The sequence below is a fragment of the Legionella qingyii genome (assembly GCF_003184185.1).
In genome coordinates this window covers 70,264-96,545 of record NZ_QHJG01000006.1, presented here as the reverse complement: position 1 = coordinate 96,545, position 26,282 = coordinate 70,264, and the positions used below count along the sequence as shown (strand labels likewise).

Here is a 26,282-nt window from a genome sequence, read left to right as displayed (position 1 = left end):
TTAGACATTTCCCTATCAGCATGTAACAGTCCATAGTTCTATGAGGGTCTGTGACCTTGATAAGGGAGTTAAATTCTTTTGTACTGCACTTTTGACTGATTGTCACAGCCTATGCAATAAATTATACAAAGCATCATGTCAATTTTTATTCTATTTTTAGGTTGATTACAACCCATTATGCTCATTAAGCACAATCTGTTCATTATTTTTTCTTTAAAAGTAATCACATTCACGACCGAGATAATAACCTTAATAAAATATCTTCGATAGGACTAGGGCGTGTTTACAATTCATCCCCACCGCCTACGTGCAAATAAGAATGATCCATATACCCCAATAACGCCTCCTTATTTACTGGCAGCTGGGTTAAGCCAATATATTTATCAGGACGAATCAGTACCGCAGTGGCTTGTTTGATTTTAAAGTACTGATGCATTTTTTGATTTTCATCAATTAATAGCGACATATCTTCAGCAGGTAATGTCATTTCAGGATTGGAGCATACAATGTGCGTTTTGATTAAACCTTTAAATCGCTGCTCCATTGCGACTGCTATTTCAAATAAGAGAGATGATTTATTAGGGGCAAGTCCAGTAAACAAAAATAAATGATGTCGTGTTCCCTGGGTTATTTGGTGTAACTCCTTTTTCTCCTTACTTTGGGCATCAATCAGAGGAAAATCAATAAGAAACTCACCTACTTTGAACTGTGTCTTTTGACCCAGAACATTTACTATAGGACTCTTAGCATAATTCACTGTCAACTCAGCCAGATCGTTAAGGATCAAATTTTTCATGACATCAAACGACATGGCTGTACGAAAGATAAAATTGCGTAAAGCAATCAGCAATGGATTGGTCATCATGATTAAATGAGTCATTACTCCCGTTTTTTTTAATACTCCTGCTGCAATGGGATGACGTTCACTGTGGTAACTATCGAGTAACGTGTCATGCGCCAATCCTTTGTGTACGAGTGCCAGTTTCCAAGCCAAATTATAGATATCTTGTAGCCCAGTGTTTAAACCTTGTCCCCCCATAGGACTATGAACATGAGCTGCATCACCTGCAAAAAATACCCGCCCATAACGATACTTTTGGATTTGTTTATGATCGATACCGAATTGGCTGATCCACACAGGATCATGAAGTATGGCTTGATCCGTGCATCGCAATTTAAAAGTATGCACTATATCTTCCATTGTAGGTTCCTGGCTCATAATTTTTTCTGGTGCAGTCATGACGATACGGTATCGTTTTTCACCCATTGGAAAACACGCAGCGGGACCTTTGTCACTTACATAAAGAATAAATTTATCTTCAGGTAATTCCCAATCAATCAGCACATCAGCAAGCCACCATGTTTGTTTGTAAGAAGAGCCTATAAATTCAGCATTCACTTGCTTTCTCAAAGTACTGTGTGAACCATCGCACGCAATAACCCAGCTCGCCTGAACTTTTTCGATACGGCCATCAACATGCTTTAGAGTAGACATAATCTGATTGGACTTTTGTTCTATTTCCGTAAGCTCTGTTTGCCATTCAACGTGCAATCCTCTATCAATTAACCCTTGATTGAAAATCTGTTCTGTTTTACTTTGTGGAAGATCGATAACAAAATGATAATCTGCTTCAACATTTGCATAGGTTGCATGGATTAACTCATTCCCTTTGGATTTAAACAAGACTCCATGTACCTTTTGTCCTTGAATAAGAATTCCTTCGATAAAACCGCAATCTCTAAGAAGATCGAGTGTGCGAATATGAATAGCTAATGCCTTGGATTTATCACTAGTTGTTGATTTTTTATCAATAATCCGACAATTCAAACCCTGACGAGTTAGTTCATTTGCACAAAATAAACCTACTGGTCCAGCCCCAATTATCAGTACATCCAATAATTCATCAGACATAATCGCTCCATGCATTGAATCAGACTCAAATAAGCATTACTTATTTATTGTAGCAATTTTATTCATCCCAAGTTCGCAGGTCTGAATTTTTTCCCTTATAACTATCTTTAAAAAGTTGAGTTAATCCTTCACGATAAGAAGGATAAAGCAAGTTTATCTTTAATTCTTCTTTAATTTTAGCATTAGAAACTCGACGATTACTTGCATAAAATTGTTGCTCCATTGGGGACATGGTTGCTGTTTCATAGGATAGGAGCGGCAAAGGCGCTCGATTAAGTAATGATGCAGCGAAAGCATCCACAATATGTGCCGGCGTGGGTTCATCATCAGCAACATTGTAAATCGAATAAGGACGCGGATTCTTTATCGATGCTCGAATTACTGCAGCAATATCCGCAACATGTATCCTTGAGAAAACCTGTCCCTCTTTATAAATACTGACTTTTTTTCCGCCGATGATCCGTTCTATTGCATTTCGATGAGGTCCATAAATTCCTGCCAATCTCAAAATATGCAGTGGAATTCCCTGCGTTCTAGCAAAATCCATCCAATTATTCTCAGCAACCAACCTTAATTTAGCTTGGGGTCCAGCCGCTATAGAATCAGATTCTTCCGTTACCCACGCACCATGATGATCTCCATAGACACCCGTAGAGGAAAGATACCCCAACCATTGAATCTGCGCTTTGCTTTGTATGATTAAATCGCTAAAGCGGGAAAGGACGGGCTCTCCTCGTTCTGATGGGGGTATGCTGACTAAAATGTGGGTTGTCTTACTTAAGTAGAATGCTACTTCATCCCCATCAAAATCAATAAGTTTGTACTCCTTTTGGGTGCTGTTTAGAATTTTATGCTTATCTCGCGTCGTACCAACCACTTTAAAATTCAATTGAGCGAGTTCTCTTGCTAGAAATTCGGCGGTATAACCAAAGCCAAAGATAAAAAAACAAGGGGGGTTAGGATGATTTACCATAACGGTGACCTATAAATTTTTTCTCATTAATTGATTTTATGTCATTAAACCCGGATTTTATGGTGCTGATCCCAGGTTACGTTTTTGATTCTTTTGCTAAGTCGATAGTCCATGTCAGCGTGGCATATTTTTACTACCATAAACTAATTTCATGACTCGATTAAGAAAATCGGGGCCAGGATCCTCTTTATCGGTTTGATAATTCGGATCTCGTTCAAGCCAAAGAGGAGTGTTTTTAAAATTCAAATATTGATTGTGGCCAATAACATATTTTATTTCAGGATATTTCTTTTTGAGATAACACACTAAAAATGCATTTGCTTTTGTTTGCGCTTCGGTTAGATCATCCTTACCATCTATTCCCCCTATATTTTCAATACCAATTGCATAATGGTTCAACCCGATAACATGCCTTGCCATCCAGTGTTCAGGCATGAGCTGGTAAATACTACCATCGCGATCTACTAAAAAATGGCTTGAGACATTCAAAGTACCTGGCAATTCTTTAATCCGCGGTGAATTTTGCGGAAATGTAGGTGGGTCAAATACACGAAAAGTTGCCTTGAGCGTAGGAATACAAGTCCAATGCAAGACGATCATTTTGGGTTCAATGTCAATTGACTTTGAGTCAATGCCATAATGAGCTAATTGATACTGCCGTGTTAAAGTAATCCGTTGTTTATCAAACTGGATCGGTTTCTGATGAATTTTCTGTGAATCATAACAAGAAAATGCATGCGCCAGAGAACTCATAAAAAATATGCAGAATAGGACCATTTTCATTTTTTTAATACCATAAAATAGGCAGCCACATAATCGGGCAAATAACGAGTCGCTTGGATAAATGCTTCTCTGCCTGAATAACTCCCCGCTAGAAAATCAACTTGATACAAATTATTCTGGAACGCACCACCTGTATCAGCAAAAATACCGGCGCGCGACACCATTTTTCCTGTTCGATCTGGGTATTGTACCAACAAAAGTTTTCCTAAACCAAAATGCTCGAGATCTGCGGCAAAAGTGACTTCTGTATTTACCGTAATTTTATGATCTGCATCTTTTCCATATCCTTTGATCCCTGCTACCGGTTTAAAATACCAGTAACGTTCTTGTTGATAGGGGTTTTTCGCTTTGTCGTATGCAATATTGTTACAACGATGAACATTAAAGATTTTTGTCTGATGATTCGGGCCAAAATCTGCGATAAGCGTACCCTGCATTAATGCCGCCTCCAGGTCATCTCGATTGAGATAAGCTAAGACTGGAACATTTTTATTCGCCAATGCACCTTTTAATATGGCTTGCTTACCATAGTGGAAACGTAGCAGTTCGGGTTTTGCATCTGCTTCTTCGAGTGTGAGTGATTCTTCATCTCGAGGAAGCCCATAAAGAGCAAACGGATAAGCCGCACTGCGTTTCATTGACGCCTTTGCACGATGTACATAATATTTGGTCATTAAAATTTTATCTTGAGGTAAATGAGCAAGAAGCGGTTTTTTCATCTTTAGGGGCTTAACTTGTTCCAGATCGGGATACCAGCGAACAAAATCAAAGTGTTTTTTTATAAATGCAGGATTGTTCAATTCGTTTTGGTGTTGGCAAATGAATATCAAAGTTGCTTTGACTCGCGCTAAAGGTACTGGAAAAACGCTCCCCTCATGAATAACATGGGGATCATAACGGTTACCCTTATTTAAATAAGCCAGAGTTTCTTTAGCGGTTGCGCATAATGCAGGACCATTGATCTGATATTGAGAAGCTGGAGATGGTTCAGCAGGTACAAAGCGAGGAGCTGCAAAAGCCTGAAGACTTATTAATAATCCATAAAAGAAAATTTTTATTTTCATTGCTTACACTAATTACATGTGAAAACAAAATGATATCACATGCGTCTGCTGAAATTCTAAAAATTACATATAGAAGGGAATCATTCATCCCTGATGACAAGAATTTTGGAAGCTATTTACCTAGTTTAGGAATACAAAAAACAGCGTTACTTTTGGTAAATAGCTTGAGCTAGGCACTAGGCGGCTTCCACCTCACCCAATTCTGAGTCATTAGACTCTGCTGTTATACGGTTAAAGTGCCAGGAACTATAAAGCGCACCAAGACCACAAGCAATTAGCCCCAAAGGCAACGCGTTAAGCGTTTGCATCAGTAAATAGGCACTTAAGATTGTTAAAACAGATGAACCAAACATCCGAACGGTATGAATTACAGCCAATGCAAGACCGGTATTCTCTTTATAATCTGCAAGCATGATCGACATAGTCGCTGGTGCAGTTAAACTAATGCCTAAATTACAAATTAAAGCAAAAGATAGGGCATACAAATTGAATTCGTAAAAAACTGCGCATACTAACATCGCAAAACCACCACTTATAATAAACCAACTCCCAAGATAAATGGTCGATGCCATGCTGAAATATTTACGCAGCCAAATACCTAAATAATTGCCAACAATAATATTTAATCCATTAATAATAAAAATAATACCGTACACCAACGGTGAAAAACCAAATTGGTCAATAATAATATAGGACGAATTAATCACTGAAAGCATTACGGCTGCAAAACTAAACATCATAATGAAAGAACCACTCCGTAGGGTAGGAGATGGAATGATCTCTTGATAGGCTTTAATTACTTTTTTAACAATCAAGGGTTCCCGGGGTTGCGTCCAAAATGGTGATTCAAATAATCCTTTACGCGACTGTAGCAAGAGTATTATCCCAATCACCGCCATTAATATGAAATTAGCTTGCCAACCGTAATAAGTAAAGATAAGAGAACCCACTACAGGAGCAAGAATAGGCGATATTGAAACAATCATCGAAACATACGACAGAACCTTGGCACGCTCTACTGTATCATCAAAGTCTCGCGAGATTGAAAAAGCAATCAGGTTTGCACAGCATAAAGCAAATCCCTGTAATGCCCGACCGAGTATGAGTACAAAGATATTCGGCGCAAAAGCACAAATTAAACTGGCAAGAACAGCAAGAACTAAACTGCCAGGTAACAAACGACGTCGTCCAAAATGATCAATTAACGGCCCCCAAACTAATTGAGTCACACCAAAAACAAACAGATAAATACTTAAGGTTAATTGACTTAAACTATGCGTTGTACCAAACAAATTGGTGATGTAAGGCAACGAAGGTTGATAAAGATCAAATGTGAGTAATGAAAAGGCAGATAATAAGCCAATAAGCAAAATCGAAGTTCTTGGTTGGGACATAATATTCATTCTATAAAAAGCAGTGGAGCATTATAGTGAAATCTGTTTATTTTTGCTCTAGATTTAGGAAAAAATTTGGAGCCTTCATCGATTTTTTTGTAGACAGGGTGAAGAGCCACAACGTAGAGCCCCTCTTTACACTCGGGACTGGCGGTAAAAAAACCGGGTTATGGCTGCGCTTCATGACCATTAAGTTAAGGGAAAACTGTCGTTCCCGCGAAGGCGGAACCCATTTCTAGCAAGGCGTAGCGCCAATTTAAGAATAGATTCTCGCCTTCTCGGGAATGGCAAAAATTCTCAACATAGTCGCAGTGCGGCCGTGTATAACCCAGATTACATCCAATTAACCTTTACGAATCAGATAATTGCTCCCCGCATGAATTATTTTTTTCATCCGATTATCTTCTTCTGGATTAGGTTGACATGCTTTAAACGCATCTTTTACTGATGCAACACTTATAGGTAAAACTGGACGACTATCGGTTTCTAAATATCCATCTTTATTCTTAAAAATAGTGAACTGATCCGATGCAAATTCTTGACACTCAGTTAAGGTTTCATCCTGACAAATCGAAAATTTAATAGCTCGTTCCACACGATAAGATTCACCCACCTCATCAGCAAACACCATATCACCATATACAACAGTATGGCGGGTTCCGCAAAAATAATAGCCATATTTATATTGGCCATTCTCAGTAACATCAGTTCGAATATATCGTCCATCACCTTGAGTTAGGCCATTGAGTGTCACAATATGGCGTACCTCCTCTTTGGGCCCACTTTTCGCAACTGCTAAACCAGTTAGAGTCAATCCAATGATTAATAAAGTAATTCTTTTCATTTTTTATTCCTTATCTGAAAAAAACATCCTCAAGGAACGTGTCTTTAAGGATCGATAACCTACTCTAATGTCAATCCGGAGGAAAAATTTTTACCAAACTGACATCGCGGTCCCATTATCCTAAGAAAAAATCCATTTGAACAGATTAAAAAACATTACCATTTGATCAGAATAAAAACAAATTGACCCAATGATAAGAAGTTAGTTCCTATTGAAAATCGCCAGGGTATAAATCCGGGAAAAAGGTAGATTACAACGTGATATAGGGAGTACTTAAAACTGGCTTTTAAGTACTCCCATTCTTATCGAAAAGATCGATGTTAAAAACTTACAATGACCCTACATTAGTAGTCTGTTGATAGAGATGAGCATGGCAATCCTTGAAAAATAATAAGGTGCCACTATCAGGAGCACAGTCTTGAGGACTGCTTTTATGTTTATCAGCAATATCTACAGACGCACCAGCTTCCATAAGCATTTTAATCATCTTTCTATCGCCATTTTTTACCGCTTTGTGTAATGGAGTTTGTCCCTCTTTGTCTTGACGATCTAAAGATACCCCTGCTTTGACCAATGCCTTGGCACAATCATAATTCTTGCTTGTAACGGCCCAATGAAGTGCCGTACGCTCATGAGCTGGATCTACTTTGTCCATTTCCGAGAGCGACATCGATTTAATCAATACCTTGAGTTCAAATAATCGCCCCCATGTAGCTGCTCTTCTTAAAGCTTGATCATACACTGGGTTGCTCATTTCACCTGATTTACGTAATGAGGCACAAACCGTAGCCAGTTGAATGGGATCTTGGGTTTTCCGTGAATTACCTAAAAAACCAAGAAGTTTTGGCGCGATTTTTCCACTCGCCTGCTCGATAATGGCCTGATTCATATCGGCCAATCTTGAACTTACAGGAGATATTTCCAACAGCTCATGGGTTCGTTCCATCTCCTGACGGTTAAGGGGTTTGTTAGCAAAAAGCAAGCCAGATAACTCAATAATCATATCGGGCATTGCTCCAAACAGGGAAGTATCACTTGCAACCATTGACTTCAACACAAGTAAATAATCTGCAACAAACTCCGTGTTGTTCGAAATATCTTGATAATAAGTCAGCTTTTTGTCGCGCATGGCTTCCAGAGTGCTTGTAGCTCCAGTTGATAAAACCAATGGGCTTTCTGCGTGAGCCACTGCTTGACGCATCACTTTATAGGGTAATGATTGATGGTATTCAATTTGTGGTAAAGGCTTAGGAGTGGCTAAAGTTGTATCATGTTCATATGCGTATTTAATATCATATTTTTTGCTCGTGAAATCCCCAACCAGAACATATGTGTCTTGACCACTTAATTTAATGTATTGCGCGATTAATTTGTAATCTTTAGAAGGAGCTACCGCTGCAAGATACATAAATCCATAGTTTTTTTTGGGAAGAGATGCCTGGACAACCTGCTCATTATTAGTTAACGCTGGTAAATCTTCCGCTTTAGCAATAGTGGGTACTCCTAATCGATCTTGACCAAGACCAGCACTACCAACCATCATATCTCGGTCATTAAACGATTCGTAAAGGCCTGGTTGTTCCAGCCTGGCTTGCATACGATATCCAGTTTGTGAATTTGAATCTGCAAGGCGAGGCTGGTTGACATTCCCTACAAATAATATTTTACTCTCAGGAGAAAGAACTCGTTTGACTAGGTCTGCTGCCGGAATTTTACATCGATTCGCATCAATAAAGGCTACAACTGTATTTTCAACTGCATCAAACTCTTCCAAAGAAGAAAATCCAACGCTGCAATCTTCTACGGATATACGTCTGTTAACAGCAGCACCATACATGCTTGTAAATTTACCTATTCCATCAAGAGTACTCACTAAAACGACATCAATATCTTTTACACTTCTATTTTGAAGTTCGTGAATAAGGTCCTTTGCGATATTCGCTGCAAAAGCAAAATCACCTTTAGCAGTAGGATTGCAGCAATTAGCATGAATAAGAATAACTTTGCCCATAAGCACTACCTAATTGAACACTCTATGAGCAAATTTTAAATCCTTAACCTTAACAAAATATTAACAATATGTTGTTTTTATATATAATTAATTGTGAAAAATAGCCCGCCATTCCTAAATATACCTTTGTCGTTAGGCTCTTTCATGCTAGAATAATATTTGTACATTGGGGGTGCCTGTTATATGGCTGAGAGGATTAAACCAACCCTTTGAACCTGATCTCATTCGTCTGAGCGGAGGAAAATGTGTCTATTGTTTTGTTTTCAGGCTGTGTTGCTTTTGTTACTTCGTTTATTGGTTTATTACCACAAATTATCAAATCATTAAAAACGCGATCAACCCAAGATCTTTCCATGATCATGCTAGTCAATTACCTCATTTGTTCTTTAGCTTGGATTATTTATGGGAGTAGCACGGACTCCTTCTTTGTAATCAGTTCTAATGTGGTGGGTTTGATTGTCAGTTTGCTGCTTATTTTGTTAAAAAGATATTATGATGCACGATGTAATTAATTTAAGCGGCTATCAATCTATTTTATGCCTCAATGGAGAATTACCCGATTCATCTTTTTTTGTGACGATGAATTTGCCCATTATCGCAGCTGATGGCGCCGCAAACAGTTTATATGAGCTTGGAATTCGTCCTCAATTAATTACCGGAGATTTAGATTCTGTACACCCAACTCTTCTGGAAAATCACCCTTTTCTTCATACACCGGATCAAAACAGCAGTGATTACCAAAAAGCTCTGTGTTATTTAAAAGATAATGATTTATTGCCAGCTATTATCGTTGGCATAAATGGTGGGCATTTGGATCATATACTGAATAACATGAATATCTTTATGGAAACAAACTGTCTTTTGTATGCTCCACCTATAAGAGGTTTTGTGCTTAATGAACACTCCAGAATGAATCTTTCATTGCCAGTACAGACAAAAATTTCATTAATGGGAATACCTGAGGCAACCCTATCTTCAATTGGTCTGCAATGGGAGCTCAATGACGCACATCTTTCCTTTCCAGGAAAAACCTCGTGTTTTAATCGAACTCACTTGCCGGAAATCTTTTTGGAGGTTCAGCACGGTTCCGTTTTAGTTTTGATTTATGAACAAATGATGGAGGATGCAGCACTATCTGTCCGATAGGCTCCATTTCGACAAAGTTCAAACGCACCCATCATGCACAATAAAAGTGCTTCTTTAGGTTCCTATTTTATTTACTACAATAGAGCAATGTTCACCTTTAGTGATTAACGTTACAATACTGTCTTTGGTTAGAACGTGTGAACCGCATAAAACATCGGGACCAAATGCCGAGTTTTTTCTATATCCAAATACATATTCTTTATTTATAGGCCCTTTTCCTTCATAGGATTTTCCGCGAGACCCTGATTTTTTACCATCCACAGTATATCCTAATGCGGCCGCTGTTTTTTCATTTGTTTTGACATGCACTCGAATCGTATCATTAGCTACGGCTTGAATTGAAAAAGAAAGGATGACGAAACCACTCAAATTCTTTATGGAATTTCTTCTCATAATAAACACTCCTTGTTTTATGAACTTTTAATATACCTCATTTAATGAATTAAATTATAGATAATATATTATGGATTCTCTTTCATGCCTTTTTCCAATTAAATAACCGTCCCAAAAACTAAACAAATTTTCATATCGTTTAATGAAATACGCTGAATAGCTATGGGCATTCTTGAATTCCAACCTAGATACACTATGATAAATATATGCTCTAATTGATTATTTTAATTGCCATTATTGTGCTTTTGACTAAAGGACATTTAAAGTAATAGGCCGATGTAAATCGAATTCAAGCGGCTGCTAGTTACATTGAGGATTTAAATTATGCTCGGTAGGATAAGATTTTTCAGAGGTCGCATGCCTTCAAATGAAGTATATTCTTCCATTTATACAGTTCACGAATCACATAGACCCAGCTTTCTCAAAGGAAGCTTATCTGGGGATCTTTGGCGTCATGATAGTATCTATAAAACAATAGTTAAGGTAACCAATGCCGATGAATATCAATACTTACAGAAAACTGCCATAAGTAATATGAAGCGTTGGAAAGAATTAAACTCTGCAACAACCTCTGCATTTGTCCCGAGAGTTGAAGTCAAATATCAAGATTGGGGTGATGCAACTTTAAAAGCAACTAAGGACAATGCCGTAACTTATACCTTATTAAATCCATCAAATAAACGCTATCCCGGGGGGGCAGCATTAGAAGGTGGCAGCGCTCTAGAAGAAAATATATGGCATCGAAGTACATGCATACTTTCGTTAGTGGATAAAATAGTCACATTGGATAAGGAGACTAACCTGTTTGTATATACTGAGGAGGGAACCGCGTTAGTAGAAGCCAGAAAAAAAATGACCGCCAAAGAGCGTGACATTCTAAAGGAACGTTGCCCCATAATTTATCCTGAGGAAATCTATAAAACCCTCCATGACACAGAACCTAGAATATGTTTTAGAGGCCCGGAAATAATGCTGCCTTCGACGATGGAGGACTTTGGGGCATCTGGACACGTTGTAAGTCCAGATTTGAGTTATGCACTTCTTCCGGCGGACAGTATTTTTCCTTTTTATGAATTAAGGTCAGCGGCTCCCGAGCACTTTGCTGAGTCCCAATCAACAGACCCTCAGGTATTAAAAGAACACAGGGAAGATCTACGCCGACGAATTGCGGCCCAACTCGATACATTAATTCTTGCAGGACAATCACATGCAGTCCTTGGCGCCTGGGGTTGTGGCGCTTTTAAAAATGAGCCCGAACTTGTAGCAGAAATCTATGCCGAAGAAATTGAAAAAAGAGCCGTTTTTTTTCAACACCTTCTTTTTCCCATACTTAATACCGAGTCAAACTCCAATAATTACGACGTATTCGAAAAAACACTTAATGACATGCCGCTTGGCGACGCTAAATCACATACTCCCTCGCCTTAAAATAGGCCCAGTATTTTCTTGGGACTATTCAGATAGGAAACAGTTTGCGTTTGCCTCCAAGCATACATTTTTTCCTGTTATCGCGAAGAAGTATTTTTTCTGTTACTTAACTGCATCTCCTCATCGTTTTCTGCATCATCTTCATGCTCACTTTGTTTGCCCATTTCTTCATCATCTTCAATGGGATTCTTAATTATGCTTTTAAGCATACGAGGAGCAACTGCGTTAGCTGTAGACGTTGGGGTGGGCTCTTTTGAAACTTCACTCCCCCCCCATGAAACCAGAAGTAGAGAACTATAGAGAAGTTGAAATAAGTACATGACTTGTCCAACTATCTGCTCATCATCAAACACCAAAGTTATCGCTAAACCCAAGATAACGGCAGAAAAAATCGCTTGAAGCCCTTGAATTACTTTTTCATTAAGATGGGTATCCTCGCGACATAGAGCATAACCGGAATTGAGTACCTGGGCAAAAGATATAGGGATTAAAGGAATAGGGCTGGTTGCGTTAACAATTTGCATGCCGGCTTGTACTGAGAGTTGAGTCACAGCCAGTCCAGCGTTACCACGTTGTGCGTTTCTATGGGCAGATGAGGACTGTGGCGCCCGCGCCTGAAGACGCTCTAATACAGTAGAATAAGTTGTTCCTTGTGGCATTTTTAAAATCCTTTTAAAAGATAAAATAGATTGGATCAAATTAGAATTTAATCGTGAGTTGATTGTAACTAATGAAAACTCTTCAAATATTTGAATTAAGGTTTTCCATAAGTAACTTATTATTTTAACTTGTTTTTTTTCTACTTCAATGTCATGAGTAAAAAAGAATCAAAGAGAGATCAATCAAAAAATTTAGTTCATTTTAAAATTTATAATTTACCTTATAATACGGTGAGCGAAAGTATGATTTTTGGTTTTTACAAAAACAAGGAGTACTAAAAATGGCTTATGAAAAACAACTTCAAACAACCTCAAAACCAGTAACTATGCACAATCTTTTAAATTGGAGCACAATATATCGTGGTTACAATGCACTGGTGGCCACACTTGTTATGTTTCAATACGTCAATAACCCAGAAGCCGCAGCAATAGAATATCTTCCCGATGTCGCAATTCATGCATTCGAGGCAATTGCTCCTAATGCATTAAATAATTTAGCCGCAGGTGCCAATTTTGCTCGCGGTATACAAGCAGGACTCGCCTTTTTTTCAGGTAACTCAACTATTCCCAGCGTCGCTAATGTTACTGACGTATTCAACCATGGGGTTAATATTTATCATCGATTATCCTAGGGTGTGTCATTACCCCCTCGCCCATGCGTGTTTTGTCTCTTAGTCGCAAGTGAAGAATCTTGGGGAAAAGCCAGATTTGAGTGTAGATTGGGTGGTAGCGATTGAAATCTACATGCTGTCTGGCTTATTGTTATATTCATGACTCACCTAGTTCATTTTCAATGAAATCTGTAGAGAACAGCACAAAAAAAAACCGACACTCGCGAAACAATATGATCGCAGTAAACTTATGGAAAAAAGATCATTATCGCCTGATCACGGTAATTAATAACACTCCATGGTACCAATCCACTGGCAGAAACTCAGGGTATTCAGGAACCTGGTTTTTTTTTGGCGGGATATTAGAAAAGAAAAACAATCGACATTCATGGAGTTGGCTAATAAAACCTAATGCGCTTGTTAAGGAGCGCTATAGCAAAACTCAATTTTTTGGCAAAAATACTGCTCATTACATACGAAAGCACTCTATGCATAAGCTTATTAGTTTTTCACGTTTTGGAGACATTCAAAAAATTTGTATTTCAGCATCCCTTGATGGTGGATTTTGGTTATCCGACAAAGGAAAAAAACTGAAAAATCATCTCCAAAAATATTATCCTGAGTATTTTCTATCTAATGAAGTAATAAAAGAAATACATGAAGCTGCAATGCGTACCGATTTACCTGTTTACACCGACTATAAAAAAGTAAACCGTTGGTTATCTGAGCAAGGTGTTGCCAATGTAGGGGTATTGCATAATGAGTCGCTCTTGTTCAAACCTTAATCAATAGAGCTCTAGTGAGCAACCTGGGTTTTGCATGTCTCCAGGCTACTCTAAAATATGACTAGTGCGTTGTTTCTCCTTTAGCCTCACCAAACAACCAATCCATACTTACCTCAAGCTCATTGGCAATTTTTTGCATGGAGTTAGAATCCACAGCAACGACACCATGTAATAGTGCCTCAATTTTAAATTTAGGTAATTGGAACAGTTTAGAGCATACGTGGACTCGCTCGGTCATTAGGGCAGGAACACCAAGCTCATCAAGCTCTTGATTTAAACGTTCAGATAGTTTCTTGTTTGACATGCTAGTCTCCTCTTGACTTTTCTCCAGTGTAAAACAAAGAAGCTTAAGGATTGATTAACAAAGAGAAATTTCACCTAAAAAATCCTTTGTGCCGGACAATTTTTGAAAGAAAGAAGGAAAAAATAAGAAATAACCAACTGATTTTAAATACATTTAATATAATTCTTTTCGCCTTTTAAATAATAATTTATCAAATTCATCCCCCCCCCAACGCAGGATTTCAAAAAGTAAGTTGAAAAAAAATTTGAATCCATTTTTCCGGGCAAAAATCTTTGATTTTTACTACACCAATCCAACCTATTACGATTTTATAATATAATTGCGGCCTAATTGTTTAGGCCTGCTTTCTATTCATCTTCAACTAATTTATACATCAGATTAGTCAGTAGGTTTTACTATCAGGATGATCTTAGCTATCACCGTACTATATGCGGCATCCTAATTCTGTACCCAAAGGTTTGACTTCAAAATCAACGCGCTCTAAATTATCCGAATGTTGTTCACAAAAATTAAGTAACAACGCTAGATTAGTCGCATCAAGCTTAGGCAAAAAAGCTCTTGGTGTACCAAAGCCCATATTTAAAGTCTGAGTAAAGAGATTCCAAAGAAACGCCCCAGACAAATTTGAGAGGACTTTATTACCAACTTCTTGTAAAAAAGAAGGGTCTTCGCCAAAGAACAATTTGTCGCCAAGAATACAATGTAAATTAGATACTGGTTCTTCTCGCACAGATGAAACAAGGTGTACAATATATTTTTTAAATTCATCGTTACAACGATAACCGTATTTTAAGTTGTCACAGGCCATGGCAAAAATAACGCCTCCTAAAAACAAGCAAACCATTTGCTTTTGTTTATCAGGATGAATTATTCCCTTAATGTTTGAGAATGCTGCGTTCATATTTCTCAATATTATATTTGATATCATGGATAATTTGTTATCGTGCCCAGGAATAGCAGAAAAAAGCTTCTTAAGTAGTTCCTGAATATTAACCGTCAAATTAGCACTAGATGCTATCAAATCACGGTAAGGCTCTTCATCAATAATTTCTTGAATCGCAGCGAATGAAATTTGAGATAACTGAGATTGTTCTAGTGTCTCAGGTATTTTAAGAAAAACCTTGGTTGGCATCCCACCTTGATTATTCGAAGCAATGGATAAACAAGGTTTAAATAGTTTTATGCTAGTCGCAACTTGAGCTCTTGTAGTGGCATCTACGCAAGCTTCAATATTTGAAGGATAGGTATAGGTTTTTTCAATTCCATGTAATTTTAAGATATTATTTAGGGCTATAAATAAACTTGATTCTGCCCATGATTGACCAATTATTACCATGTTTTTGATTACAGACAAGACATAATCCAAACCATACTGAGCTATCAAGCTATTCATATAACTTACTGGATCTTGATTTTCATACTTAATATTGGGGTCAATTATTTCAGAAATGGTTCTAAATAAAGAGGAATGTTCTTGCAAAAAAGACTCAAAAGACACTTGAAAATTTGGGGGGGCGACGCGTTCTGCCAAGTCCCTCAGTAGCCTCCAAAAACGAATAACTTTGAGACTATTATCAACAATAATAAGCTTAGGTATATTCTCTTGATTAGCAAGCTCGCAGATTAAACCAAGCGAACGTAAGCCAGAAGTTCCTACTAAAGCAATTTTTCCTGTTGGAGTTACATAGGGCTCTAAGCCTTCGATTTTAGGATCATTGCCTACCAACCATGTGGATTCATAAGTCATACCCACATCTCGCGCATGATAAATACCTAATTTTTTTCGATGTAGTCTTCCCCGGATTGTACTTTGAATACGAGTAATAGATTGTTCTTCTTCGAGCGTATAAAATAATTTGTCGCGCACTTTTATCAAATTGTTGGTGAACTGATGCCGGATTATACACCTTTCTCATTAAGAAAATATTAGTTCTACCCTTTTTACCGTACAACCTGGGTAATTAATTTTCCATGGAGCAATTTGAATTGAGCGAAATGGAAAAAAGCTTAAGACTTACATTTTGACGATCAGCACATTCTGTTCTTTTGCGGGTTTATCTCAGTTTGAGAAATTTCTTACACGAATATGAGATAAAAAGGCGATGATAATTTAAAACATTTTGTTATGCTTAATTAAACGAGGAATGACAGTGGATGTCTTAAAAGGAATTTATAGCATCATGGAAGACGCTATTACCACAAGGATTGTGGTTACCCTCCTCGTATTAGTCTGCATATAAGTCTGATTATGAGCCCATTAATCAGACTTATTCCATTTTTCTTATTTTTAATTCAATTATTTGGCATGATACTTAAGTAAAAATTTCTTTCTATCAAAAATCCAGCCAAGAAAAATATACTCAATCCAATCGCTTTGTTTAACAGCGCAATATTGCCCCATTTGCCTTATTTTTAAGCCATTAATGTTTTTTTCTCAACACTGATATTCAAATGCCATTGAGATCAAATTGAGAGCCAAAAGTATAAATAATATCTTGACTCAAGATCGTTTGTAGTAGATCTTATATTTACGTTATCCTTTCGAGCCAAAAGATGATCACTAAGCTATTTAACTGGCTTCAAAGCGATGAAAAAATTTTTCATCTATCCAATCAAATCCTGTCTCGAGATCTTCTCGAATTGGAACAACTTCAAGCAAATCAGACAAACCGTATGCTTCTGAGTAATGTCCGTCTTGCCAAGTTACAAGGCCATGATCCACGCGATGAGACCAGTAAGTTAGAACAACACATCTTATTCATGGATTATCTTCAATTTTGCAGAGAAAGATTTGATGAGGCTTCGCAAGACTCGTTATACTTAATTACGCTAAAATATCTGCTGTCCAAATCTAATGAAGAAAACCCATTTCCAAGTGCTAAATTGAATGAGTTATTTGAGGCTTTATTGCAGGATAACAAGGACAATACGCTTGCTTTTTATCAACAAAATGAAGCATTATTCAAAGATCTCCCAGAAATTCAAAAACGCGTTGAATCTGAGTTGCGTCAACAGAAATATAATGACGCAACCAAACGAGTTGAACACTATTTAGACCACTTAAGCAACAAGTTATCCAATCAAAAGAATCCTTTGGGAATCATTGGATTATGCAGAGATTGGATTGGTGATACAGAGCAATTTGCCGCATTAATACTCTGGTTATTACAGCTCAATGTAAGCCCTGAACAAATTCTAAAAACCTATTTACTTCATGATTTCTTGAAATACAATTTATTTACGCTACATTCCGAAGACAATGAAGTTTTTTACTTATATGCTTTGCTCAATCATTTTCCTCAAGCCAAGTTACTTTTGGAAGAGGCTCAAAAAACGGGTAGTGATGAACGAGGATTCCAGAACTATGCACTCGATGGAGTCTTGAGTGAGCAACAACTTCAGAATATTCCTAGAAAGGAATGGCCTTTACAATTTTCCTCAACTGCAACGAATTTTTCAGCCTTATACGAACTGTTTGGACAAAAATTCCTAATCGCAGCAGTAATTACTTGTGAAGAGCATAGCAATTCAAAATGGCTAGATGCCTTACGCCACAGTCTGAATGAATCCGAAACGCTCTCAAAGAAACTACCCAGTCTTATTAATGTTATTGCCCGCGAGTCCTCCCCCACAATCTTGGAAAATTTAGCTCATTTAATTGACGATCGAAATGCACAAGAGCTTTTATCCAATAATGAAGGAGCTGTATTTTATCTATTACCCTATAAACCAAAACTCTCTGAATACATCAACGAAAAAAATGTTACTGAGTTTATTCATCAAATCACCCAAAAGCATACTTCTGACCCTGAACTTATTTTCCAATTAACGGCATTATTCTCGCTACTTTCAAAGAAAAAAGGTCCTGTAACCCAACTCGTATTCCAAGCAATTATCGATAATCTTGTGCAACATCCCCTTCTATTTGAAGATGAAAAATTATTGCGTCAGCTAAGAAGATACCCGGATTGCGAGGCCATACTTTCCCAACAAAGTGTACAAATAAAACAGCGTGTCGCTGATTGCATAGTAGAACAAACTGCCGACCTTACATTTAGCGCTCGCAATTATCAGATTATTGAAGATGTTTGGCTTGAAGCAACTCGCAAACTTAACGTATTTACGCTCATCAAACCACAAGCAAAATACAATCTCAATCATAAGTATGCATTGCAAGCAAAAATCGCTGAAACTGCTTTTCTTTATCATAGGACCCAGTTTGATTTGGATGCCTTTATTGATGCGCTCTCTTTACCTCCAATAATACCAGAAAATGGGGTAAGTGAATTCGAGCGTGTTCTTATTGAAATTCTCGCGGCCATTGATAATGAATTAATCAGAAAACAAATCATTGAAAAGCTGGAAAGCCCCCCAGTACAACGACTTAACTGGGCAGAAAAAGAATACGAAGGGAAAACAATTGTTCTTAAGGCAGCAAAATATGGCAATCTTGGTTTAATCGCTCTTTTGGAAAAGCAAATTGCCCCGGAGGATTTTAACAAAGCGATAATTACAGCAGCAAAAGCAAACCAATGGAACGTTGTATCTCATCTGTGTCAAATCGATGTAGTGCAATTGAATGAGGACGAACTCGAACAAATCATACTTTTAGCAGCAGAGCAAGGTCAGTTAAACCTTATAAAGTGCCTCTTAAGCATTTACGATTATGAGCCCTCTACTACAGAAATTAGTAAAATTCTTAATCAGGCCATTAATAATGACAAGCTAAATGTTGTTAAATATTTTTATAATTCTGCCGACAATATGCCAAACCAATCAACAATCAATAAGTTGTTTCATTCGGCAATCGAATTGGGATTTTGGGATATTGCTCTGTTTATGGCGGATTCAGAGCAATATGCCCCCTCTCTCGCTGCTATTGAAAAAGCAATGAATCAAGCAGCAAGTAGTATACATGTAGAGGCAATACAACGGCTTTGTAATTTATCAATAAATGCACCTCGGCCCCATGTCATCCAGAAAGCTTTTTTAAAAGCGTGTCAGGCAGGTCATTTACCCGTAGTTCAATGCCTTAATGAGCTACCTGGAAAATTAGTGCGAGCAGGGTTTGAAGATGCAGTTGACCAGGCCATCATAAACGATCATATGGAAATTGTTACCTTCTTATATAATTCTCCTACATATTCCTCAAATCAAAATTTGGTAAACCATGGACTGATAACCTCAGCAAAAAATGGAAAGTCAGCGCTTGTCGAGTTTTTTTGTTCCATGACAACCAAGATCAAACCGACCCATAATGCGGTGAATCAAGCATTAAATTGGACGGTTAAATGCAATCAACTGGAAACATTGATTACTCTATGTCGTTCATCATTGAATCCGCCGACTAAAGCAGCTATAAGAGATGCGTTGCTACTCGCGGTTAAAGGGGGCAAACAGAGCATCGTTGCCTATTTGTGTAGTCATGAAATGAATTCACTCAATCAGCGTGCTATCGAAGAAGCGTTAAAATCAGCAGTTAAATCTAAACAACCAGAAATTGTTCGATATTTATGTGAACTTTCTGTCAACTCACCGCAAAAAGAATCACTAAAATTAGCGTATAGGAAGGCCCTTGCCAGTGGTCAAACTGAAATTGCTAACTACTTAAATGAGCAATTACACAATAAAATAAGCCATAAAAAAATAGATCCGGAAATGGATGTAAGTTCAGGAACTGACAACGATTCAGAAATTGATACTATTTCAGAAATAGACAGCTTCTCCGGAATTGACGAAGAAACAGATTGCAACCTAACTTTTGAGCACGATGCAGTAATCGATAACAGCTCTGAATCTGAACCGAACGTTGATATTGAAGTCGGAATATCATTAAAAAAACATGGTTTTTTTAAAACAAATACCATACAAGATCCCTCTTCTGTATCCGTTGATTTAACTAAACCATCCATTTTACGTTAACTAGCAACTGACGATACTAAAATGTAGCGTAGCGCCTATACTAAAATGGGAGTATAGGCCAGTTTACTTGGGAGCGCTTTATGCAAGGATATTGTATTCAAGCAGCCATGTTTCGGCTGCCAATCCCTTTTATTAATCGTTTTGTTCATGATTTTTGGATTTTAAAAGCGATTGAAAGTAATTAATTATGAATCCAACTCAATCTAAACAGCATATAAAGTATCCTGCTTTTTATAAAATTAGGACTTCTAAATAACTCCCAATGTCTACTTGAAATTTAGAAGTCCTGAAAATAATTCTTTACCACTATTGGTATTTTATATAGTCTTCGTTTTTTCAATTTGATGAATAAGGATTATTCATGACAAAATTCTCTACGTTCAGCATTTATGAAAATGAAATGCGAGCATTCATAAAAAAGGTTGTCGATACCACGTCTTTAGACCAAGAGCAATTGACTACATGGCTTTATAGTGACGGAGTAATGCAATTTCGTGGCGGTCAAAGTGCCGATTATTATCCTTACGTTGCTCAAAATCTAAAACAATTTGGTCATCGGCCATTAATCTCCAAACAACATTCTATGGGACAAATATTAACGGGCTTTATGACACTAAAAAATGCATTTCTCAACCAGTTTGCCCAAGATCAACCTGAACTCAAAGAACAATTAGAACAATTATTTACCCTCTACCTTTATACCGCCATAGAGAATCACTTACCTTTTATTGCCCTGCAAAGTGAAATTTCTTCTGAATTGAGTGCCTATCAAGATAAAAATGGTCCGCTTGAGCCAGCAGAGGCGCTAAAACTCTCAATTAAGATATTTGAAGAAAAGCGTGTAGCAAATCCTCAGTTGGAAGAAGATTTTAAAAATCAATTAACGCTAATGAATGAGTTTTTAGAGGTTTTAAATAAGCAAGCGACATCTTCTGGACAACAATTCTTTAAACCCAGCGACAACAATCTTAATAGCATAGCCCCACAGCTATTCACAATTAAAAACAGTTAAATCTGCGTTTTTAATTGCCTTGTTCCCTATCCTACATCCCGAGGGTAGCCGCGTGATGTAGGGACGATGCACAGTGCTCCCGGGTCTCACTACATTTCATTTAAGCGACATGAGCTATGCATCACCTAATCATTCTACATCAAAGCGCAATCACATCTGTTTGTGAAGGTATGGAATAGAGCCCCGTTGTGTTTGTATCATTTGAAAAAGTAAGAGTCATACCCAAGTTATTTGCAGGTAAACCATCTATAAGTACATTAAAAGCACCGGTTAAGGGCGTGACTATAAGCATAAACGTCCCTGAAATCACTCCGCCCATAGTTCCAGCCTGATCCCCATTTGATTCGGGAATAATGGTTCCTGTATTACAGCTTGGCGATGAATTGATTAATACGACTGGGACGAAATCCACACTCATAAGCCAAGTACCAATATTCATAAAAGGATTAGGAACACCTCGAGGAGGCATTTTGCATATATCAATTGGACCGGGAGTGAGCACTTCGCCCCCCATCATACACGCCATTGTCATTTGTTCACCCTAATTGAATTTGTTTTGCAGCAATTTTAGTATCACCTTCAGCATGAATTTCCATTTCATCACAATCAATTCGGTAATTGTGTTTTACTATGGTTCGTAATCGACCGAGGAATTGATGTTCCAGTTCATTTACCCAGTGATAAACACGTAATGCCTGGGTATTAATTGTGTCACTAATTGTTTGTATATACTGACAAATCATCTTGAGTGATTGATAGGAAAATTTTAACTCTTCCCCTCGAAAGTGAGCATGTATTATCGAAAACTTTCCCGTATCACAATCAATATTTTGTGATGATGCACTTAAATTAATAGTGTCATCTGCCGTCAGGCTAATCGTAGGTGCATTAAGTTTTAAATTGTTATTCTCGCCAACCAGACTTAAATTATCTCCCAATTTAATCGATAAAGCAGTTGATTGATAACGTTGAATAATCGCTAAAATATAATAATTACTTGCGTCTTTAAATAGTAATACTTCGTCATCAACTAAAGGGGTTATTAAACAGGAAAAAGCTGGCTGAGCACTAACCAATTGTCCTTGGAGAAGGATATGGTAGGTATCATCTGAAAAGAATTTAATCTTTCCCTTCAGCAACTCGCCGTTGGTACTTATACTGGCGACATCAGATTCAAGCATGGTGAATTCCTTAATTTTATGACCATTGTTCTGCTTCCAATAATTCAGGATTTGTTTTCAGTACGGTATCAAGAGCTGCATGCTCCCAATTGACTCGAACTTCGGTAATATGATGCAACGAGGTTAAATTTAAATTTGCCTTAGCGAAATTGCAAGTCGTTAATAAACTGTTATTAAATCGAGCGTAACTGAGTTCAGCTTGTATAAATGAGCTATCACTGATTTCCGACTCTTCAAATAATGATTGCGTTAAGTTAGCAGAATCAAAGAGACAATTTATTATCCTGGACTGATTAAAATTACTTGGGTTTAATTGACATTGAGAAAAATCAACACCCTCTAATTGAGCCTCCTGAAGACATACTGCGGACAAGTTCATTCCTTTAAACGTAGTTTGTTTTATAGTCGTTTTAAATAAATTGATGTGTTTTGTTTCAGATGCGATTGAAAAATCTGTTTCTTGAATTTTCGCCTCAATAAATAAACTTCTATGGAGATTGCAACGGTCAAATTGAATTTGATTAAATTCGCTTGCTTCAAAATTTGCCGCAGTCAAGTTAACCTGTTCAAAGAGGACTGAAAAAAATTTTGCATTTTTTGCAGTTATTTTTTCCATAGTACTATCAATAAATTTACCCTTGGATAAATCGCATTTTGAAAGATTGATTTTTGTCAGATTACAGTTTATGAACTCACAATTTTTAAGATCCTGGCCACGAAATTTGCTGTTAGAAAAATCTGATTCGGTGGCACGAATTTCAATAGAGCCCTCATTGGAGTGGAGATCCGTAGCAATCCAGCTGGACTTGTGGCTTTTTAGTTGACTTATTGTAGAGGAAATTATCGTACATAACTGCATTGTGCATGATTCAAAGGTAACCCGTTCAAACCGGCATTTTTCAAAGACGGATGCAACGAACCGGACATTTTTAAACACCACATTTTTAAATACAACATCCAAAAATATAGCACGGTGTGATTCAATATGTTCAATGGTTATGGAGTCCAGCGACACGTTTTTAATTAGCTCTCTTTTGGATAGTTTAGTTGCTAACTCTTCGGCGTTCATAAGGACTCTTCTTGTTTTAACGAAATATTTCTCACCAAGCAATCCAGTATTTTCACATCATTTTTCTGACAATCGGTAAATGGTATGCTGTATAAATTACAATGATTGAATTCAGTATTTGCAAAAGTTGAACTGTGAAAAATGCCTTGAAAAAAATTGATGTCCTGAAAGAGGCAGGAGTCCACTTTACAATTAACAAACCTGAACTTTTTAGCATTACATTTGCTGAAATTTGATTTTTTTACAGTGCCATTAATAAACTGTGATGAGTTGATATCACAATCGCGAATAGAAATTTGTTCATAACCGCCGCCCAATATTGCCCCTTTGCTCAGATTACACTGCTCGAAATTGGTAGTTGATATGTGAGTATGATCATTACCCCGCAAATTCGTTATCACACATTTTATAAAATCGCCGCGAGTTAATTGAGCATTCATCAGGTTTAAACCAGGCAATGAGCAGTTGGAAAAGCGACACTTAGAAATAATTGTTCCTTTACAGTTCAAATGCTCCAAATTGCTATCTTCCATCATTAGATTATCGATAGTACATTTAGTTAGTGAGAGTTTAGGGGCAAGGACATTGTTCCCGCTCACATTGGATAATTTTGTGTCATCAAAGTGTGCATGAGATAAATCGGCTTGAACAAAATTGGGATTTATCCAAACGCATCTATTAATATTGGCAAATTGCAGCCTTGCTTCAGAAAAATTACACGAATCAAAGCTACTGTCTGAAATATCAAGAAAATTGGCTTTTAGACTGATAAATACGCTTCCATCAAGCTGGCAATTTTTAAGTTTGGCGTAATTTAAAAAAGCTGCAGAAAAATTGCATTCCGTCCCTGAACACCCTTCAAGCTGTGTTTTATGCATATCGCATTCTTTAAAATCAGTCCGATTTAAAGCAGCATTTTTTATTAAAGCCTGCGATAAATCGGCATCAGCCAATATTGCTTCGGATAAATTGGTATTAATCAGGGTTGTTGTTGATAAATTCGCTTTGACCAATCGGGTGCGGGTGAAATTGCATTCGCTTAAATTACAGCCTGATAAATTGATACCTGATAAATCCAAGTCGGATAAATCGATACCCGCCAAATTTTCACTGGAAAATTCTTTTCCCTCTTGAAACGCTCGAATAATATCTTCTCGGGAATAAGCTGATTTTCCAGCTCTCCCAGTGCGAAATTGAGTAAAAGCACTGACTTTATCTAGCCGTGTAAATTGTTGTTTAAATGGTTCAAGCTTCTTTAATATTTCTGATTGTTTCGCTTCCGGCAGCTCATTGTTGATGATTTGTTTTTTAAGATAGTCTAAATGATTTATATGCTGTGGGTTTATGTTCTTTTGAGCGTTTGCAAAAGTAAATTTATCAAATACGGGTACTGGTTGATTTTGATTTTTATAAAACTGTGCTACTTCCTGTAGTATTTCCTGTGGGGTTTTTCCTTTAAAAATCTTTGCTGCTTCAATTTCTTCCAGGCTCTTGTCCGGATGAAAAATTTTAGCAATGTCTTGGAACTCCTTATCTAAATCCAAACCGAGTCCAATCGGAGGAGCTGATCGAGCCTTGGTTCTTGATTCTCTGGGCTTGGCTTGCATAGCCATTTCTTTGGGTTTATTGCGGAGTTTAACGTAATAATCGATATCCTTTTTCGGTTCATTTAAAGATTCACTAACGCTGTAGATAAAATCGATATCATTGGCGGCTATATCCTGAGTATCAAGCATACCATGCCAAATGAGGACTCCTTTTTCTTCATCAGGCAATAACCAGATTGTATCCAAATTTAGATTTAATTCGCTCAAACTCTCCGGACTGTCAATGCGTTTATAAAAACAACGTACACGCAAACCAGGCAGCTGACCGTTAATTATTGATTGTTCAGCATGCATATTGGTACAAGTAAATGCTTCATCACCATTAAAGTAATGCTCATTTTGCTGATCTGCTTCTGCAAGATTAAAATAAAGCCAATCAATGTCAGTAGGATAATAAGGACGTTCGTTTAACAACCAATCCTCGTTAAACGTTCCAAATTTATCCAGTTGGTACTTGCACGTAGGTGAGTGCGGTAGCAATAAGGCCGGCTGAGGGGTATCAGATGGTTGTTTTATCAGTTGTGTCGGTACTTCAACATTTGGCACTTTTATTTCTTTGAAGGAACTGGTTGTTATAAATCCTTTACCATCAGGATTGATATCATGTCCCTTACCACCGTAAGCGTTCGTTAAGCTAATCGGTATACTGCGAAAGCAAGCTGGTTTGGATAAATGGTAGTTTGAATCTACTTCTACCCATTGCCTATCGCCAAAAACAGTTAATTGCTTTTGCATGCCATCGAGCGTTACCTTCACAAAACTTGTGCTGGTATCGTCGTCATAGGCATAACAAGACCCTTTAACAAAAAACTCCGCTTTTTTTTTGGGCATGTATAAATCGATAAATTCGCCCTGGCTGGAGTTAAATGATTTTTTGGCAACCTTCCAAAAATCTGCATAACTCAGAAATTCACCACTTCTTGAAAAGGAAAACATGGCCATAATCGTAACTGCTAACTGCGGTTTACCCTTGTGGCGGTGGTTGAACGTAATGAGAGTGTGTGGTTTATCTTTAAGTATCTTCATCTTTGAAGAGTAATCCTGATGCGGCACATCAACTTTAACAAGTTGATGACAATATGATGGATGAAAAATTTATTGTCAATGTTGTAAAATTAAAAAAAGTGATATTAATGAATCAGCTGGATTAACAAAAGTATGCCGCTTGACAGGCGCAAGAGTAC

General features: G+C 37.4%; 22 protein-coding genes and 1 riboswitch. Of the genes, 7 read left to right on the top strand and 15 right to left on the bottom strand.

All coding sequences use genetic code 11. The annotated features are described in order from the left end of the window. Positions 1-283: 283 nt before the first annotated feature. From DGG96_RS04955 to ankY, 7 genes are all read right to left on the bottom strand, one after another. Positions 284-1,912, bottom strand: a complete 1,629-nt coding sequence (locus DGG96_RS04955) for an FAD-dependent monooxygenase (RefSeq protein WP_110141851.1) — start codon at positions 1,910-1,912, stop codon at positions 284-286. 58 nt (positions 1,913-1,970) lie between these two features. After that, the gene (locus tag DGG96_RS04950) at positions 1,971-2,885 is read right to left on the bottom strand and encodes an SDR family oxidoreductase (RefSeq protein ID WP_110141850.1); all 915 of its coding nucleotides are present in this window, start codon (positions 2,883-2,885) and stop codon (positions 1,971-1,973) included. 114 nt (positions 2,886-2,999) lie between these two features. Continuing rightward, positions 3,000-3,668 (bottom strand): peptidoglycan recognition protein family protein, encoded by a 669-nt coding sequence (locus DGG96_RS04945; protein ID WP_110141849.1) that lies wholly within the window; start codon positions 3,666-3,668, stop codon positions 3,000-3,002. Then, on the bottom strand, positions 3,665-4,732 hold the full coding sequence (locus tag DGG96_RS04940; RefSeq protein WP_110141848.1) for a hypothetical protein: 1,068 nt from the start codon (positions 4,730-4,732) through the stop codon (positions 3,665-3,667). The genes DGG96_RS04945 and DGG96_RS04940 overlap by 4 nt, the downstream gene beginning before the upstream one ends. Positions 4,733-4,908: 176 nt before the next feature. Beyond that, on the bottom strand, positions 4,909-6,126 hold the full coding sequence (locus tag DGG96_RS04935; RefSeq protein WP_110141847.1) for a multidrug effflux MFS transporter: 1,218 nt from the start codon (positions 6,124-6,126) through the stop codon (positions 4,909-4,911). Positions 6,127-6,469: 343 nt separating this feature from the next. After that, on the bottom strand, positions 6,470-6,970 hold the full coding sequence (locus DGG96_RS04930; protein ID WP_110141846.1) for a hypothetical protein: 501 nt from the start codon (positions 6,968-6,970) through the stop codon (positions 6,470-6,472). Between the two features lie 328 nt (positions 6,971-7,298). Beyond that, positions 7,299-8,981, bottom strand: coding sequence for a Dot/Icm T4SS effector AnkY/LegA9 (ankY, locus tag DGG96_RS04925; RefSeq protein WP_110141845.1), 1,683 nt, complete (start codon positions 8,979-8,981; stop codon positions 7,299-7,301). Positions 8,982-9,139: 158 nt separating this feature from the next. After that, a riboswitch (TPP riboswitch) is annotated at positions 9,140-9,240 on the top strand. Here ankY and DGG96_RS04920 point away from each other — a divergent pair. Beyond that, positions 9,227-9,493, top strand: coding sequence for a SemiSWEET family sugar transporter (locus DGG96_RS04920; RefSeq protein ID WP_110141844.1), 267 nt, complete (start codon positions 9,227-9,229; stop codon positions 9,491-9,493). It overlaps the preceding riboswitch by 14 nt. After that, positions 9,477-10,127, top strand: coding sequence for a thiamine diphosphokinase (locus DGG96_RS04915; protein WP_110141843.1), 651 nt, complete (start codon positions 9,477-9,479; stop codon positions 10,125-10,127). The genes DGG96_RS04920 and DGG96_RS04915 overlap by 17 nt, the downstream gene beginning before the upstream one ends. A gap of 54 nt (positions 10,128-10,181) precedes the next feature. Here the strand turns inward: DGG96_RS04915 and DGG96_RS04910 are convergent, their stop codons facing one another. Beyond that, positions 10,182-10,520, bottom strand: coding sequence for a hypothetical protein (locus tag DGG96_RS04910; RefSeq protein ID WP_110141842.1), 339 nt, complete (start codon positions 10,518-10,520; stop codon positions 10,182-10,184). 357 nt (positions 10,521-10,877) lie between these two features. On the opposite strand from DGG96_RS04910, the gene DGG96_RS04905 reads away from it, so the two are divergent. Beyond that, the gene (locus tag DGG96_RS04905; protein ID WP_233590514.1) at positions 10,878-11,948 is read left to right on the top strand and encodes a poly(ADP-ribose) glycohydrolase domain-containing protein; all 1,071 of its coding nucleotides are present in this window, start codon (positions 10,878-10,880) and stop codon (positions 11,946-11,948) included. Positions 11,949-12,025: 77 nt separating this feature from the next. On the opposite strand, the gene DGG96_RS04900 is transcribed toward DGG96_RS04905, so the two are convergent. Continuing rightward, a complete protein-coding gene (locus DGG96_RS04900) occupies positions 12,026-12,607 on the bottom strand; it encodes a hypothetical protein (protein WP_110141840.1) in 582 nt (193 codons plus the stop codon). Between the two features lie 281 nt (positions 12,608-12,888). Between DGG96_RS04900 and DGG96_RS04895 the strand changes: the two genes are divergently transcribed. Beyond that, positions 12,889-13,239 carry a hypothetical protein gene (locus DGG96_RS04895; protein ID WP_110141839.1) on the top strand — a complete coding sequence of 117 codons (351 nt, stop codon included), beginning with the start codon at positions 12,889-12,891 and terminating at the stop codon, positions 13,237-13,239. Positions 13,240-13,451: 212 nt separating this feature from the next. After that, entirely contained in the window at positions 13,452-14,003 is a 552-nt protein-coding gene (locus DGG96_RS04890) for a hypothetical protein (RefSeq protein WP_110141838.1), read from the top strand. 61 nt (positions 14,004-14,064) lie between these two features. Here the strand turns inward: DGG96_RS04890 and DGG96_RS04885 are convergent, their stop codons facing one another. Both DGG96_RS04885 and DGG96_RS04880 read right to left on the bottom strand, forming a co-directional pair. Then, entirely contained in the window at positions 14,065-14,307 is a 243-nt protein-coding gene (locus DGG96_RS04885; RefSeq protein WP_110141837.1) for a hypothetical protein, read from the bottom strand. Positions 14,308-14,731: 424 nt separating this feature from the next. Beyond that, on the bottom strand, positions 14,732-16,174 hold the full coding sequence (locus tag DGG96_RS04880; RefSeq protein ID WP_126955502.1) for a hypothetical protein: 1,443 nt from the start codon (positions 16,172-16,174) through the stop codon (positions 14,732-14,734). 686 nt (positions 16,175-16,860) lie between these two features. Here DGG96_RS04880 and DGG96_RS04875 point away from each other — a divergent pair. Both DGG96_RS04875 and DGG96_RS04870 read left to right on the top strand, forming a co-directional pair. Continuing rightward, positions 16,861-20,229 carry an ankyrin repeat domain-containing protein gene (locus DGG96_RS04875; RefSeq protein WP_110141835.1) on the top strand — a complete coding sequence of 1,123 codons (3,369 nt, stop codon included), beginning with the start codon at positions 16,861-16,863 and terminating at the stop codon, positions 20,227-20,229. Positions 20,230-20,590: 361 nt separating this feature from the next. Then, positions 20,591-21,241 (top strand): hypothetical protein, encoded by a 651-nt coding sequence (locus DGG96_RS04870; protein WP_110141834.1) that lies wholly within the window; start codon positions 20,591-20,593, stop codon positions 21,239-21,241. Positions 21,242-21,380: 139 nt separating this feature from the next. On the opposite strand, the gene DGG96_RS04865 is transcribed toward DGG96_RS04870, so the two are convergent. The 4 genes from DGG96_RS04865 to DGG96_RS04850 are packed head-to-tail and all read right to left on the bottom strand — an operon-like array spanning position 21,381 to position 26,124. Then, positions 21,381-21,773, bottom strand: coding sequence for a PAAR-like domain-containing protein (locus DGG96_RS04865; protein WP_110141833.1), 393 nt, complete (start codon positions 21,771-21,773; stop codon positions 21,381-21,383). Positions 21,774-21,777: 4 nt separating this feature from the next. After that, entirely contained in the window at positions 21,778-22,422 is a 645-nt protein-coding gene (locus DGG96_RS04860) for a DUF3540 domain-containing protein (RefSeq protein ID WP_110141832.1), read from the bottom strand. A 16-nt stretch (positions 22,423-22,438) separates the two neighbouring features. Continuing rightward, the gene (locus tag DGG96_RS04855; RefSeq protein WP_110141831.1) at positions 22,439-23,491 is read right to left on the bottom strand and encodes a pentapeptide repeat-containing protein; all 1,053 of its coding nucleotides are present in this window, start codon (positions 23,489-23,491) and stop codon (positions 22,439-22,441) included. After that, positions 23,488-26,124: a DUF2169 family type VI secretion system accessory protein gene (locus tag DGG96_RS04850; protein WP_110141830.1), complete on the bottom strand. Its 2,637-nt coding sequence runs from the start codon at positions 26,122-26,124 to the stop codon at positions 23,488-23,490. Before DGG96_RS04850 ends, DGG96_RS04855 begins: the two co-directional genes overlap by 4 nt. Between the last annotated feature and the right edge of the window lie 158 nt (positions 26,125-26,282).

Bases quoted from the DNA above. Each gene is read 5' to 3' on its own strand.
- DGG96_RS04865 (WP_110141833.1), bottom strand. From the start codon at position 21,773: ATGACAATGGCGTGTATGATGGGGGGCGAAGTGCTCACTCCCGGTCCA.
- DGG96_RS04890 (WP_110141838.1), top strand. From the start codon at position 13,452: ATGATCGCAGTAAACTTATGGAAAAAAGATCATTATCGCCTGATCACG.
- DGG96_RS04940 (WP_110141848.1), bottom strand. From the start codon at position 4,732: ATGAAAATAAAAATTTTCTTTTATGGATTATTAATAAGTCTTCAGGCT.
- DGG96_RS04945 (WP_110141849.1), bottom strand. From the start codon at position 3,668: ATGAAAATGGTCCTATTCTGCATATTTTTTATGAGTTCTCTGGCGCAT.
- DGG96_RS04930 (WP_110141846.1), bottom strand. From the start codon at position 6,970: ATGAAAAGAATTACTTTATTAATCATTGGATTGACTCTAACTGGTTTA.
- DGG96_RS04955 (WP_110141851.1), bottom strand. From the start codon at position 1,912: ATGTCTGATGAATTATTGGATGTACTGATAATTGGGGCTGGACCAGTA.
- DGG96_RS04950 (WP_110141850.1), bottom strand. From the start codon at position 2,885: ATGGTAAATCATCCTAACCCCCCTTGTTTTTTTATCTTTGGCTTTGGT.
- DGG96_RS04870 (WP_110141834.1), top strand. From the start codon at position 20,591: ATGACAAAATTCTCTACGTTCAGCATTTATGAAAATGAAATGCGAGCA.
- DGG96_RS04860 (WP_110141832.1), bottom strand. From the start codon at position 22,422: ATGCTTGAATCTGATGTCGCCAGTATAAGTACCAACGGCGAGTTGCTG.
- DGG96_RS04915 (WP_110141843.1), top strand. From the start codon at position 9,477: ATGCACGATGTAATTAATTTAAGCGGCTATCAATCTATTTTATGCCTC.
- DGG96_RS04935 (WP_110141847.1), bottom strand. From the start codon at position 6,126: ATGTCCCAACCAAGAACTTCGATTTTGCTTATTGGCTTATTATCTGCC.
- ankY (WP_110141845.1), bottom strand. From the start codon at position 8,981: ATGGGCAAAGTTATTCTTATTCATGCTAATTGCTGCAATCCTACTGCT.
- DGG96_RS04910 (WP_110141842.1), bottom strand. From the start codon at position 10,520: ATGAGAAGAAATTCCATAAAGAATTTGAGTGGTTTCGTCATCCTTTCT.
- DGG96_RS04900 (WP_110141840.1), bottom strand. From the start codon at position 12,607: ATGCCACAAGGAACAACTTATTCTACTGTATTAGAGCGTCTTCAGGCG.
- DGG96_RS04875 (WP_110141835.1), top strand. From the start codon at position 16,861: ATGATCACTAAGCTATTTAACTGGCTTCAAAGCGATGAAAAAATTTTT.
- DGG96_RS04855 (WP_110141831.1), bottom strand. From the start codon at position 23,491: ATGAACGCCGAAGAGTTAGCAACTAAACTATCCAAAAGAGAGCTAATT.
- DGG96_RS04905 (WP_233590514.1), top strand. From the start codon at position 10,878: ATGCCTTCAAATGAAGTATATTCTTCCATTTATACAGTTCACGAATCA.
- DGG96_RS04885 (WP_110141837.1), bottom strand. From the start codon at position 14,307: ATGTCAAACAAGAAACTATCTGAACGTTTAAATCAAGAGCTTGATGAG.
- DGG96_RS04895 (WP_110141839.1), top strand. From the start codon at position 12,889: ATGGCTTATGAAAAACAACTTCAAACAACCTCAAAACCAGTAACTATG.
- DGG96_RS04850 (WP_110141830.1), bottom strand. From the start codon at position 26,124: ATGAAGATACTTAAAGATAAACCACACACTCTCATTACGTTCAACCAC.